The organism is Cytobacillus oceanisediminis 2691 (assembly GCF_007678455.1).
GTDB lineage: Bacteria > Bacillota > Bacilli > Bacillales > Cytobacillaceae > Mesobacillus > Mesobacillus oceanisediminis_A.
The window spans coordinates 131,304-143,554 of the sequence record NZ_VEEP01000001.1 but is presented as its reverse complement, the minus strand read 5'-3'; the positions used below and the strand labels follow the sequence as shown (position 1 = coordinate 143,554).

Sequence of the window (12,251 nt, the reverse complement as noted above, 5' to 3'; positions counted from 1 at the left end):
CTCCTGATTTTATGATTCAAGTCCCCAGCGGTTCAGAACAGATTTTTCGATACGCTGGAAAATAAGCTGGTCTACGATGGTACCGATTACGCCAATGATGATCATAACCCCAATAACAAGAGCCATGTCGCCAAAATCGGATGCATAACGGAGCGTGTATCCAAGGCCCGGTCCGGTGCTCAATAATTCCCCGGCCATCAAGGCTCTCCAGGCGAAGGCCCATGCGAGTCTTGAACCTGTGACAACATAAGGAATCGCTGCTGGGAAAATCACTCTTTTATATAAATCCCAGCCATTGACCCCCATGGTTTTTGCTGCCTTTATAAATAAAGGTGAAACATTTTTTATGCCCACTCTGATATTGAGCGTCATAACGAACGTTCCTCCCAGAACAACGACGAAGATTACTGCCTTCTCGTTCATCCCGAACCACATGATTGCAAGCGGAAGCCATACAATGCTAGGCACACTTTGGAGTGCCAGGACGACTGTACCGAGAGTCTCATCAGCCGTTTTTGATTTGGCTAGCAGGACACCAAGCCCTGTGCCAATCACCAGCGAGAGACCAAGACCGACTGCAAGACGCTTAAAGCTGGCAATCAGGTCATAAATCAGCGTCTTATCCTGGAAGCCTGTTATAAGGGCTTCCAGGACTTTTTCCGGTGCTGGAAGGATGATCGGCAGCCACCATTCAAGCTTGCTCCCTGTGTACCAGAATGCAATGACTGCTGCAAAAAATATGATTCTTTTAATGTTTGGATTCATGTGCAAGCTCCTCCCTGATGACTTTGTCGATCTCCTTCTTCAGGAAGCCCATGATATATTCTTCAAGCTCGACCATTTCTTTTTTATGTTCATGGCGAGGCCTTGGAATTTCCACTTTGATATCCTTCAGGATTACGCCCGGCTTCGTCCCCATAACGATGATTCGATCTGAAAGCTTAATGGATTCAGAGATACTGTGTGTTACGAATAAAATCGTTTTTTGCGTCTCTGACCAGATTGTCTCCAGTTGATCATGAAGACGCGAACGGGTTTGTTCATCCAGTGCTCCAAACGGTTCATCCATCAGGAGGATATCAGGGTTCATCGCAAGCGCCCTGGCAATCGCCACACGCTGCTGCATGCCGCCTGACAGCTCATGGGGGTAATGGGACAGATAATTGCTCAGCTGCACCATCTGCAAGTATTTCTTCGCTTCCTCTTCAGCCTGTTTCTTTGGCATTTCTTTCTTTAATGGAAAGATGACATTTTCAAGCACATTCAGCCATGGAAACAACGCCGCCTGCTGGAACACCATCCCCCTGTCCTTTCCCGGCTTTTCAATTTTCTTGCCTGAAACCACTATTTCTCCACTTGTTGCGGGAGTCAGGCCTGCGACAATTGAAAGAAGCGTAGATTTACCACACCCTGATGGGCCGAGAATGGATACAAACTCACCTTTATTCACTCCTAGATTAATATCTTTTAAAATATCAACCTGGTGATTATTTTTGTCTGCGTACTGTTTGTGGACATTGCTGATTTCTATAAACAATCTAATCACCCTATTCTCATAAAACTAATTAGTTTAGTCGGAATTAATAAAGTTAATTATAATCTATTCAATCATCTTGTCAACATTTCATTATTTTTTCGATTATCCAGCCTGTTTTTATTGGACATTCACTTTTAAAAAGAAGGGTGTTTTAAACTTTTCTGGAGATTTGTCTGCAAGGTGTGACAGCCACAAAGATTACGAAGAACCCTCTAAAAAAAAGACCTGCACGTATGCAGATCTAGAAAAAATAAGAATATAGAGTCAAAATGGATATTGAACCAATGACAACCACAATGACGTTTGCTCCCAAAAAGGCAACGATGAACGCGGCCGCTGCACCAATCAGGCCGTACCAGATGTCTTCCTGGATGAACAGGATAGCCGGGAAAATCAGCGCTCCCAGTGTGGCATAAGGGACATTCTTCAGGACGCCTTGCAAAAATGGCGGCAGTTCTTTTCCCCGGAACATCACGAACGGAAGCATCCTCGGTATGTAGGTCACGACAGCCATGCCTATGATCATGATGATGATTTCTCTACTCATCTGCTTCTGCCCCCCTGCCTTTCTTGAATGTTTCTACAGCCTCTACAAGGACAGCTGACAATAAAGTAGCAAGGACAATGGCCCATCCCGTTGACATTAGTTCAGCCATCGTGAAAATCGAGTTGAATGCAGCAGCGAGTGCTGCCAGATAAATAACTTTCACATTGGTTTTCATCGATGGAACCAATAAGCCGACAAACATAGCATATAATGCGACTGACATGCTTTCTTGAAGGGTTTGCGGCAATCCGGCCCCGACAAGGTAGCCTAGCCCTGAAAAGATGACCCAGCTTGAGTAGGCAGTGAGATTCAAGCCGAACATATACCCGGCATTGACCGTTCCCTCCCGCGTGGCTGCGACCGAAAACGTCTCATCGGTAATGCCGAAGGAATACCCCATCCTCGCCCCAACCGTATCCTCTTCCGCCTTCTCATTTAAAGACGCAGACATGAGGAAATGGCGGATATTCACGATAAACGTAGTGAGAATAACTTCAAAAATACCGATTCCCTGCGCCAGGAGGCTTAAGGATATGTATTGTGCGGCACCTGCAAATACCAGCATGCTCATCATGACCGTCTCACCGAGAGCAAGTCCCGTTGTCTTGGCGATCAAGCCAAAGGTAAGCGCAACCGGCATATACCCTATCGCAATACTGATCCCTGATTGAATCCCTTTTTTAAAATCTGTTGCCTGCTTTACAGCCAATGTACTTTCCACGACCTTCCCGCCTTTCTATTAATATGTATAAATTACAATCCTTTAATCAATTAAAATATATTATACATATTTCCAGCACCATGGAAAAGTGTTTCTTTAATCGAAATATCTATTTTTGACTGGCAGGCTCTAGTAAAAAGCGAGTAGGTGTTCTCTCTCTCGTCATGTGGTTGATATAATGAAGAATCCGCTGATATATCGTTGGATGTGGTCGATATATTCGGATATCCGCTGATATAATGCAGAACCTAAATGACTTTTCAAAAAAACACGGCCGCGGCCGTGTTCAGTTACCTTCCTTTAAAATCGGGTTTCCGTTTTTCACTGAAAGCTGCCAGTGCTTCGAGTCTGTCTTCTGTCGGGATTGTGACTTCGTAGGCTTTGCGCTCTATTTGCAGGCCTGTCTGCAGGTCTCCGTTCATTCCCTGCTTGACTGCGTACTTTGCCTGCTGCAGTGCCACAGGCCCGTTCGCCAGCATCATTTCGGCAAACTTCATGCATTCTTCAAGCAAGCTTTCTTTTTTGACTACAGCGGTAACGAGGCCATATTCCAGTGCTTCTTCCGCTTTAAGCCTCCTCGCTGTTAAGATCAGCTCGAGTGCTTTTGCCTGACCGATCAGCCTTGGCAGCCGCTGTGTTCCTCCAGCTCCAGGTATGATTGCCAGGCTCGTTTCTGTCAACCCCATTTGCGTCCCGGCAGCAGCAACGCGGAAATCACATGCAAGCGCGAGCTCCATTCCGCCTCCAAAGGCAAATCCATTGATCGCTGCGATTGTTGGCTGCGGAAGCTGGTCTGCCATTGTGAAGACCTCGCCGATTTTATAGATATTGCGTTTCACTTCCTCATCGGACAGTGTGCGGCGTTCCTTCAAATCAGCTCCGACGCTGAATGCTTTCTCACCCGCTCCGGTAAAAATCACTACCCTGGCCTCACGGTTTGTCCTGATTTCTTCAATAACACGCTGTAATTCGTCGAGTGTGTCATAATTAAAAGCATTTAATGCTTCCGGTCGATTCAGCGTCACAATTGCTGTATGTCCTTCCAATTGGAAATCAATATTCCCCATTCTATCAGCTCCTTCTTCATTGACATTCTATCTGAGAAATAAAAATTCCTGCCAAATGCTGAAAAAGAGACAGGCACGGGCGCCTGCCTCTCTTTCTTAAAGATTACTTTCCTTGCAGTACCTGATTTTTCAATGCTCTTCTTAAAATTTTGCCGGTTGTATTTTTCGGCAGCTCTTCAAGGAATTCAATTGCGCTTGGCACCTTGTATTTCGCCAGGTGCTCGCGGCAATATTCGAGCAGCTGCTCATCTGTCAGCTCAGGATTTTTGCTGACAACATAGCATCTTACTGCTTCGCCAAAATTCGGATCTGGTACGCCTAGTACGGCAACCTCTACTATATCCGGATGGTTGTACAATACTTCTTCGACTTCACGGGGATATACATTATAACCGCCGACAAGAATGAGGTCCTTCTTGCGGTCAACAATGTAAAAATAACCTTCTTCGTCCATGCGGGCGAGGTCTCCTGTATACAGCCAGCCATCCCTGATAGTAGCGCCTGTTTCTTCTGGCATCTTATAATAACCTGCCATAACATTCGGGCCGCGGACAATTAATTCGCCAACTTCTCCAGGAGCCACTTCATCTCCCATTTCATTGACGACCTTGTTTTCAACATTCACGATTGAGGTTCCGATTGAACCAGGCTTGCGCGGGCGGTCGAGTGGATTGAAGCATGTAACCGGTGACGCCTCAGACAAACCATAACCTTCTGAAACCATGACATTGAATTTTCGCTCGAAATTCTGAAGCAATGCAACCGGAAGTGAAGCACCTCCTGAAATACACAGTCTTAGTGATTTAAGGTCATCCGGATTTCCTTCTGGATATTGGAAAAGGAAATTGTACATGGTCGGCACGCCTGCAAATACAGAGGCCTCGTACTCCCTGGCAATCCGGAACACTTCTGCCGGGCTGAACCTAGGAACAATCAACAATGTTCCGCCATTCATCAATGGTGCATTAAGGGCAACGGTCAGGCAGAAGACATGGAACATCGGCAGGGCAGTGATCACCCTATCATCTTCGTTCATCCTCAAGTAATCGCTTACATCCTGGGCGTTGCTGTACAGATTTTTGTGTGTAAGCATTGCACCCTTAGGCTTTCCAGTCGTTCCTGATGTATAAAGAATGATTGCAATATCATCATCACTCAACTCAGGACCTTTGTAGGCAAGGTCACCGGAACCAATAACATGTGTAAACGGTTTCAATTTCGAACCTAATGTGAGCTTGGACATTTCTTCTTCAGACATCTGGCTTTTGCCAGTCTCAGCAATGACAAAGTATTCGACATTTGGCAGGTGCTGATGCATTTTTTCAGCGAGTGGCAGCATCATGTCCAGACCGACGACAACTTTTACATCACCATTGTTCAGGATATAGCCGATTTCATCTGCGGTGTAAATTGGATTGATGGGAATGACTGTTGCACCGAGTCTAAGCGCTCCGTACAAACTGATGACAAAATGTGGAGAGTTTCCTAGCAGCAAGGCAATATGATCGCCCTTTTTTACCCCTAATTTTTCAAGGCCAGATGCAAACTTTGTGACGGACGCATCCAGTTCAGCATAGGTACTTGCTTTATCCATGAAAAAATATGCCGGCTTATTGCCCAGCATTGAGGCAGTGTGATGAAGCTGTGATGAAAGATTCATATAACTCCCTTCCCCCTTTGCGGTGAACTCAATCACCAAACTTAATAAAAAGTTTTCTAAATATATTATATTGAAAGAAAATTATGGATTCAAGGAAAATATGTCAGAATTCTAACATTTTATATTTATAAAACAGAAAACGCGGTGTATCAACACCGCGTTCAAAAATTTAATATATTAAGTTAATAAAGTCTTCTTTAGAAATATTTCCGAAATAATGTTTGATGTCCACATCTTCCATCGCACTGACAATCTGGGATTTCTCGTATTTTATTCCTGTCAGCTTGTCCTCAATCACAGTGACATCGCCTACACCAAAGAAATCTCCATAGATTTTGCACTGATCAATGATTCCCTTGTTGACCTCAAATCGGACATCTATCTGGCCGACCGGGAAGCGATGGGAATGCTGCAGGTTGAATTTTGGCGATTTCCCGTAATTCCAATCCCAATTCTGATATCTTTCTTTTGATAGTTCATGGATATTTTCCCAGTCCTTTTCTGTTAAGACGTACTCAGGAATCTCATCCAGTCCTTCAAAGATATTTTTTAACAGAAGGGAGCGGAATTCCTCAATTGTCACTTTATTTGAAAGGAACTCGGAAATATTTGCGACTCGGCTGCGGATTGATTTGATTCCTTTCGATTCTATTTTGTCCTTTTTTACATTAAGCGCCGAAACGACGCTTTCGATTTCTGAATCAAATAATAAGGTGCCATGGCTGAACATCCGCCCTTTTGTTGAAAATTGCGCGTTTCCGGATATCTTCCTGCCTTCTGCCAACAAGTCATTCCTGCCGCTTAATTCCGCGTTTACTCCCATTTTCCGAAGGGCGTTCACCACTGGCTCAGTAAACTTCCTGAAATTATGGAAGCTGTCTCCGTCATCCTTCGTGATAAAGCTGAAATTCAAATTGCCAAGGTCGTGGTACACGGCACCACCTCCGGATAAACGGCGGACGACATGGATGCCGTTATTTTCGACATATTCGGTATTGATTTCTTCAATTGTGTTCTGGTTCTTGCCAATGATGATGGATGGTTCGTTTATATAGAAAAGCAGGTAGGTTTCATTGATATCAAGATTCTTCAAGGCATATTCTTCGATTGCCAGGTTGATCCTCGGATCTGTGATTCCTTTATTATCAATAAATAACATGGTTGATTCTCCTTTTATAAGGTTATTTCAAGACCTTCCCTGGCCAAAGTTATCGGGCCGGAAAATAGTGATGAAGCTTCGGAAACGAGCTGATCGATTTCACCATAATGTGGCAGGTGAGTCAGTACCAGCTGCTTTACTCCCGCCTGATTAGCGAGTTTTCCATTATCATAGCTGTTCATATGTCCCGCACCCTTGCCGTCCTGGTTACCATAAAAATTGCATTCTGAAAGCAATAAGTCAGCCCCGGATGCAAAAGGAATGAACTCTTCCTTAAAGGAAGTATCCCCTGTATACACCAAGGACTTGCCGCCAGCTTCGATCCGCATTGCATAGCATGGGGCAGGATGGACCGCAGGGATAAAGGATATGGTGAAAGGACCAATTTCAAGCTTTTTTGACGGGTTGTAGGCCACACCCTTTGTGATGTTCTTATATGTAAGTTTTGCGAACTCTTGCTTGTCCTGTGTATGACCGTAAATTGGCAGCTGAGGGGACTTCTTTCCCAAAAAACCCTGGATCAGACGCGCGTGCTGCAGTACACCGATGTCAGCAACGTGATCAGGATGATAATGTGACAGCACCATCGCATCCAGTTCTTCAGGCTGCACAAAATTTTGGAGCTTCGCGAGAACGCCGCTGCCAAAGTCTATCATGAGCTTAAAACCTTCGTGTTCAAGCAAGTATCCGGTACTGGCTTCATTCACTTTAGGATATCCGCCCCAGAATCCTACTATTGTCAGCTTCAATTAATTCCCTCCTATAATCACACTTTTCTTTCACTATACTTCATTTTGCCCATTTTTTCACTTTAGCCGTTTTTTCAGAAAATTATGATTGACGTCATCTGTACTGTTATAATACAATGTAGTAAATAATATCACTGTACCAAAACAACTACTCGAATGGAGGGAACATCATGATTGAAAATGTTGTAGAATTCTTTCGTAATTTGCCAAAGAAGCAATGCATTGAGTGTGGAGAAACAATTGATGAACAGCATGAATGCTACGGAAATAAATGTGACGGATGCATGGACCCAGGAAAGTTTTAACCTTCGTTTTCCTTCCCCGGTTTTCCGGGTGTAATACAATCCCTTTCCCGCAGTGATAAAACTGCAAATGAAAAGCCAGCTCTACATTTAAGAGCTGGCTCCTTTTTTATTCCTCAACTAGCATGGTGAATTTTCTTTTGAACATCCAATGGAAATAGATTGCTGTTCCTGCTGCCAGGAATAAAATAAACCCAGCTAAAATCCCTGCATTTTGCCACATGAAAGTGAAATCCCCGCTTGAGATGACAGCTTTGAAACCTTGGACTGAATAAGTCATTGGCAAATATGCGTTAAACTTCTGAAGGAATCCTGGAATTAATTCCAATGGGAAAGTTCCTGCGCTTGTCGTAAGCTGCAAAATCAGGATGACGATTGCAACAAAACGCCCCGGATCTCCTAATAACGTCACAAGGAACTGGATTAAAGCTATAAAAGTCAGACTTGTGATAATCGAGAACACCACGAATAAAGGAACGCTTTGTACATCAAGACCCAGCCCCATAAGAAGGATTGCATCGGCTGCAAGTGCCTGTAATATGCCGATTCCGGCAAGGATGCTGAATTTGCTGAAGAACCAGCTTGCACCGCTTGAAGGAACTCCGGCTGGTTCCCTTAATGGGAATACGATCGAAAGCAGCAACGCACCGACAAATAAGCCAAGAGATAAGAAATATGGTGCAAATCCTGTTCCGTAGTTCGGAACTGAGCTGAAGCTTTCATTTGCCAGCTTTACTGGCGCAGCAAGCATATTGTAGGTTTCCTGATTTGGATTCACCTTTGCTTCTTCTGCTCCATCCTTCAGCTTTTCAGCAAGCTCGGATGTCCCAGCCGCTACCTTGGAATTGCCTTCAGACAATTCTCCCGCACCAGATGCCAGTTTGTCTGCTCCGTCCGTCATGGCACCCGCCCCCGCTGCCAGCTGGTCCATTCCGCCGACAAGCTTGGAACTTCCATTTGCCAGCTCAACAGAACCAGCTTTCGCCTCACTCAGCTTGTCACCGAACTGCTGCAGACCTGAATGAAATTCTTCCTGGCCTGCCGCCAGTTTCGCAGCCCCACCTTCTACTTGCCCGCTGCCCGCTGCAAGTTTGGAGATTCCCTGCTGGAGCTCACCCTGGCCAGCAATGACTTTATTCAAGCCAGCTGATAATTCCCCAGATCCTGCAGCCAGTTTACCTGCTGAATCTGAAAGTTGCGCTGTCCCATTCTCAAGACCTGCACTTCCAGCTTCGAGTTTAGCAAGCGCTGCGGCAAGCTCTTTTTGTTTATCAGGGTATGCACTCAATAAAGGCGCCATCGCCTCCATTTGTTTTTGCAGTTCTTGAATACCGGCATGAAGTTGTGCCGCTCCGCCAGCTGCATTATCAGCCCCGCTTTTCCAGGCTGTCAGGTTTTGGCCGAGACTCTCAGAACCCTGTTCAATTTGTTTAGTACCTTCAATCAATGCTGGTATCTTGCTGTTTGCCTGCTCTAAACCAGCTTTTACTTCTGAAGCTCCTGCCTGTAAGTCTTTCTGGCCTGTAAGAAGCTGACCTGAAGCATTTTCAAGCTTCGTTTCCCCTTCCTCCAATTGACCAAGTCCCCCGGCTAGCTTTCCTGCTCCATTTGCCAATTCTTTCGCACCAGAATCAGCTGAGTTCATTCCCTGGTTGAACTCAATCGACTTGCTAGCGAGCACAGATAGATTATCATAAAGCTTCTGGCTGCCATCCTTTAGCTTGACCGCACCATCGTTCAAGTCTGCAGCACCGTCACTCGCTTGACCAAGACCATCGGCCAGTTCGCCGATATTGTCAAACATAGTTTCCGCATAGGTTTCAGAAACCTTTTCGGACACAGAAGCCTTGATTTTTTCTGCTGCTGTTCCGCCAATCTGAGCAGATAGGAAGTTGAAGCTTTCATTAGGCATATAAACAAGTTCGAGTTTCTCAGGATGTTCATCCATCAATGTTGTAGCATTTTCAGAGAAATCTTTTGGGATTTTGATAAGCATATAATATTTTTGCTGCTCAAGTCCTTTTTCCCCTTCTTCTTCTGATACAAATTCAAAACCAAAATCCTGGTTTTCTTTCAGCTTATCCACCAGGTCATTGCCGAGTTCAAGCTTCTTTCCATCAATCGTTGACCCAGCATCACTGTTGGCAACTGCTACAGGAAGATCGGAAAGATGTTCATATGGATCCCAGAATGCCCATAAGAACATTCCACTGTACAAAACCGGAATGAACAAGACGGCAATAATCGGGATCAGCAGCTTCTTATTTCGAAAAATAGCAAGCAATTCTTGGGTGAATAGTTTATTTCTCATCTTAATCCTCCTAGATAAAATAAATGACCGTTTTATTCATTTGGTCAATTATGTGCTGAAAATAAGGACTCCCTCCTAATGAGACAATCCTTTGAAAATATAGAACTCAAACAGCTCTGAAATTTGCGCTTTTTCCAGCGGCTTGTTTTTCTTTTCCCAGTCAAAAATCAATGCAATATAAAGCTTCATCATGATGAAAGAAGTGATTTCCGGGTCGCATTCCTTTATTTCGCCCTTTTCGATTGCCTGGATGACTTTATCCTTAATGAAACCCAGGATGGCAGATTCAAGCTTATCCATGACCTCCACAACAGCAGGGGTCCCAATGTCCCGTGCTTCCTGGGAAAGCTTTATCGTCAGCTGATGCTTTTTACGGAACTCCAGCAGCCGATATAAAGCTCTGTGGACATTTTCGTAAAAAGAATCTGCTGGATTCACAGCTTCAATTGCGACCTCTCCCATTTCTTTGATAAGGCCGTTAATAATTTCATCGAAAAGCTCTTCTTTATTTTTGAAGAAAGTATAGATTGTCCCTTTCCCTACATTCGCCAGCTTTGCGACCTGATCAATTGTCGTTGCCTTATAGCCGTAAAGAGAAAAAGAGTTGTTTGCCGCATCAATGATCTGCTGCCTCCGGTCGATTGCCATGATTACACCTCCATAAAATGACTGAATGAGAAAAACGGTCATTTCGTCACAAGTTAATTTATCACATCTTTTTCACTGTGGCAAGTATGTAAAATAAAAAACCCTTAGAAAAGGGTTTTTTATCGGTTAAGCTGCAAATATCCAAGTATTTTTTCGACCGCAGCTTCCCCCTGGTCGATGCAGTCGGGAAGACCGACTCCTTCAAAAGAGCTTCCTCCTACAAAGACGCCAGGAAGTTCCTTTTCAAGGTCAGTCTTCAAATTTGCCACTCTCTGCTTGTGTCCGACCGTATACTGCGGCATTGCTTCCTTCCAGCGGGAAACGACCGCAAAGTCTGGCTGCGCCTGAATATCCATTGTTTTATTCAAATCTTCCAATGCAATTTTTATGATTTCATCATCCGACAGCTCGACAATTGCCTCGTCACCTGGTCTGCCGACATAAAGACGGAGCAGAACTTTTCCCTCTGGTGTCGTATGGGGCCACTTTTTATGTGTCCATGTGCAGGCTGTGATTGTGTAATCACTGTTCCTGGAGACGACGAAACCTGTGCCATCGATATCTTCTTTTATGACACTTTCCGGAAACGCCATCGCCACCGTTGCCACTGATGTTGAAGGCATGTCGCGGAATGGGTCAAAGATGTGTTCATGATCAGCGAACATATGCAGGGCTGCTTCATGCGGTGCAGCTACAAGAATGCTGTCTGCATCCAGCGTCTCACCGCTGCTCAGCTTCAAACGGTAACCATGCTCCTTTTTGCTCACTTTATCGACCCGGATTCCCTTGATGACTGAACCTGACTCAAGCTTTGATTCGATCGCATCAACAAACGACTGCAGACCAGACGTCACAGTCAGGAACATCCCTTTTTTCTTCACCTGTCCGCTTTCAGCAGGCTTCTTTTTCGGGGCCGGTGTTGATTTCTTAGTCCCAAGTATCAGACTCCCGTATTTCTGCTCTGTCTGATAAAATTGCGGGAAAGTGGACAATAAACTCATGTTATCAATATCCCCGGCGTAAATACCCGAGAGCAAAGGTTCTATCAAATTCTCGACCACTTCGTCACCAAGCCTGCGACGGAAAAACTCCCCGAGTGACTGGTCTCCTTCCACTTTGGAAGGAGGCATGAAGAAGTCGCCGGCAGCCCGGAATTTACCCGGCCATGAAAACAAACCTGTTGTAACAAATGGACCGATCTGAGTAGGGATTCCCATCACGGCTCCGCCTGGAATAGGGTGAAGCTTGTCCTTAACGAGCACGTACGATTTGCCTGTACTGTTATTGACTAATTTATCACCTAAGCCGACTTCTCTCGCCAGACGGCCTGCACTTTCTTTTCGTTCAAGAAAGGAATCCGGCCCTCTTTCAATGACGAAGCCATCTTTTACATAGGTCTGCATTTTCCCGCCAACACGGTGGGAAGCTTCCACCAGTTTTACATCCAAAGGAAGCTCGTTTTCCCTGGCATGCTTTTGCAAATAATACGCAGCAGCCAAACCAGTGATGCCTCCCCCTATAATTACCACTCTTTTCGTATCTGTCACGGT

12 protein-coding genes are annotated in these 12,251 nt (G+C 44.9%); 1 reads left to right on the top strand and 11 read right to left on the bottom strand.

Annotation, left to right across the window (positions count from 1 at the left end; genetic code table 11):
- Nucleotides 1–9: 9 nt before the first annotated feature.
- From FS736_RS00790 to FS736_RS00755, 8 genes are all read right to left on the bottom strand, one after another.
- Nucleotides 10–765, bottom strand: a complete 756-nt coding sequence (locus FS736_RS00790) for an ABC transporter permease (protein ID WP_144474465.1) — start codon at nt 763–765, stop codon at nt 10–12.
- Nucleotides 749–1,537: an ABC transporter ATP-binding protein gene (locus FS736_RS00785; protein WP_144474464.1), complete on the bottom strand. Its 789-nt coding sequence runs from the start codon at nt 1,535–1,537 to the stop codon at nt 749–751. The genes FS736_RS00790 and FS736_RS00785 overlap by 17 nt, the downstream gene beginning before the upstream one ends.
- A gap of 241 nt (nt 1,538–1,778) precedes the next feature.
- On the bottom strand, nt 1,779–2,084 hold the full coding sequence (locus FS736_RS00780; RefSeq protein ID WP_144474463.1) for an AzlD domain-containing protein: 306 nt from the start codon (nt 2,082–2,084) through the stop codon (nt 1,779–1,781).
- A complete protein-coding gene (locus FS736_RS00775) occupies nt 2,077–2,805 on the bottom strand; it encodes an AzlC family ABC transporter permease (protein ID WP_251544205.1) in 729 nt (242 codons plus the stop codon). The genes FS736_RS00780 and FS736_RS00775 overlap by 8 nt, the downstream gene beginning before the upstream one ends.
- A gap of 290 nt (nt 2,806–3,095) precedes the next feature.
- Nucleotides 3,096–3,872: an enoyl-CoA hydratase-related protein gene (locus tag FS736_RS00770; RefSeq protein WP_144474462.1), complete on the bottom strand. Its 777-nt coding sequence runs from the start codon at nt 3,870–3,872 to the stop codon at nt 3,096–3,098.
- A gap of 103 nt (nt 3,873–3,975) precedes the next feature.
- A complete protein-coding gene (locus tag FS736_RS00765; RefSeq protein ID WP_144474461.1) occupies nt 3,976–5,532 on the bottom strand; it encodes a fatty acid--CoA ligase family protein in 1,557 nt (518 codons plus the stop codon).
- Nucleotides 5,533–5,701: 169 nt separating this feature from the next.
- Nucleotides 5,702–6,691, bottom strand: coding sequence for a lipoate--protein ligase (locus tag FS736_RS00760; protein WP_144474460.1), 990 nt, complete (start codon nt 6,689–6,691; stop codon nt 5,702–5,704).
- Nucleotides 6,692–6,705: 14 nt separating this feature from the next.
- Nucleotides 6,706–7,440 carry an MBL fold metallo-hydrolase gene (locus tag FS736_RS00755; protein ID WP_144474459.1) on the bottom strand — a complete coding sequence of 245 codons (735 nt, stop codon included), beginning with the start codon at nt 7,438–7,440 and terminating at the stop codon, nt 6,706–6,708.
- A 170-nt stretch (nt 7,441–7,610) separates the two neighbouring features.
- Between FS736_RS00755 and yhfH the strand changes: the two genes are divergently transcribed.
- On the top strand, nt 7,611–7,745 hold the full coding sequence (gene yhfH, locus FS736_RS00750; protein WP_144474458.1) for a protein YhfH: 135 nt from the start codon (nt 7,611–7,613) through the stop codon (nt 7,743–7,745).
- Between the two features lie 106 nt (nt 7,746–7,851).
- On the opposite strand, the gene FS736_RS00745 is transcribed toward yhfH, so the two are convergent.
- The 3 genes from FS736_RS00745 to hemY all read right to left on the bottom strand — a co-directional run bounded on the left by FS736_RS00745 (nt 7,852) and on the right by hemY (nt 12,248).
- Nucleotides 7,852–10,053, bottom strand: coding sequence for a YhgE/Pip domain-containing protein (locus FS736_RS00745; RefSeq protein ID WP_144474457.1), 2,202 nt, complete (start codon nt 10,051–10,053; stop codon nt 7,852–7,854).
- Between the two features lie 75 nt (nt 10,054–10,128).
- Nucleotides 10,129–10,701 (bottom strand): TetR/AcrR family transcriptional regulator, encoded by a 573-nt coding sequence (locus FS736_RS00740; RefSeq protein WP_144474456.1) that lies wholly within the window; start codon nt 10,699–10,701, stop codon nt 10,129–10,131.
- Nucleotides 10,702–10,820: 119 nt separating this feature from the next.
- On the bottom strand, nt 10,821–12,248 hold the full coding sequence (gene hemY / locus FS736_RS00735; protein WP_144474455.1) for a protoporphyrinogen oxidase: 1,428 nt from the start codon (nt 12,246–12,248) through the stop codon (nt 10,821–10,823).
- Nucleotides 12,249–12,251: the final 3 nt, after the last annotated feature.

Excerpts from the sequence above, each read along its gene's own strand:
- FS736_RS00790 (WP_144474465.1), bottom strand. The coding sequence starts at position 765 with ATGAATCCAAACATTAAAAGAATCATATTTTTTGCAGCAGTCATTGCA.
- FS736_RS00780 (WP_144474463.1), bottom strand. The coding sequence starts at position 2,084 with ATGAGTAGAGAAATCATCATCATGATCATAGGCATGGCTGTCGTGACC.
- FS736_RS00770 (WP_144474462.1), bottom strand. The coding sequence starts at position 3,872 with ATGGGGAATATTGATTTCCAATTGGAAGGACATACAGCAATTGTGACG.
- FS736_RS00765 (WP_144474461.1), bottom strand. The coding sequence starts at position 5,532 with ATGAATCTTTCATCACAGCTTCATCACACTGCCTCAATGCTGGGCAAT.
- FS736_RS00760 (WP_144474460.1), bottom strand. The coding sequence starts at position 6,691 with ATGTTATTTATTGATAATAAAGGAATCACAGATCCGAGGATCAACCTG.
- yhfH (WP_144474458.1), top strand. The coding sequence starts at position 7,611 with ATGATTGAAAATGTTGTAGAATTCTTTCGTAATTTGCCAAAGAAGCAA.
- FS736_RS00745 (WP_144474457.1), bottom strand. The coding sequence starts at position 10,053 with ATGAGAAATAAACTATTCACCCAAGAATTGCTTGCTATTTTTCGAAAT.
- FS736_RS00740 (WP_144474456.1), bottom strand. The coding sequence starts at position 10,701 with ATGGCAATCGACCGGAGGCAGCAGATCATTGATGCGGCAAACAACTCT.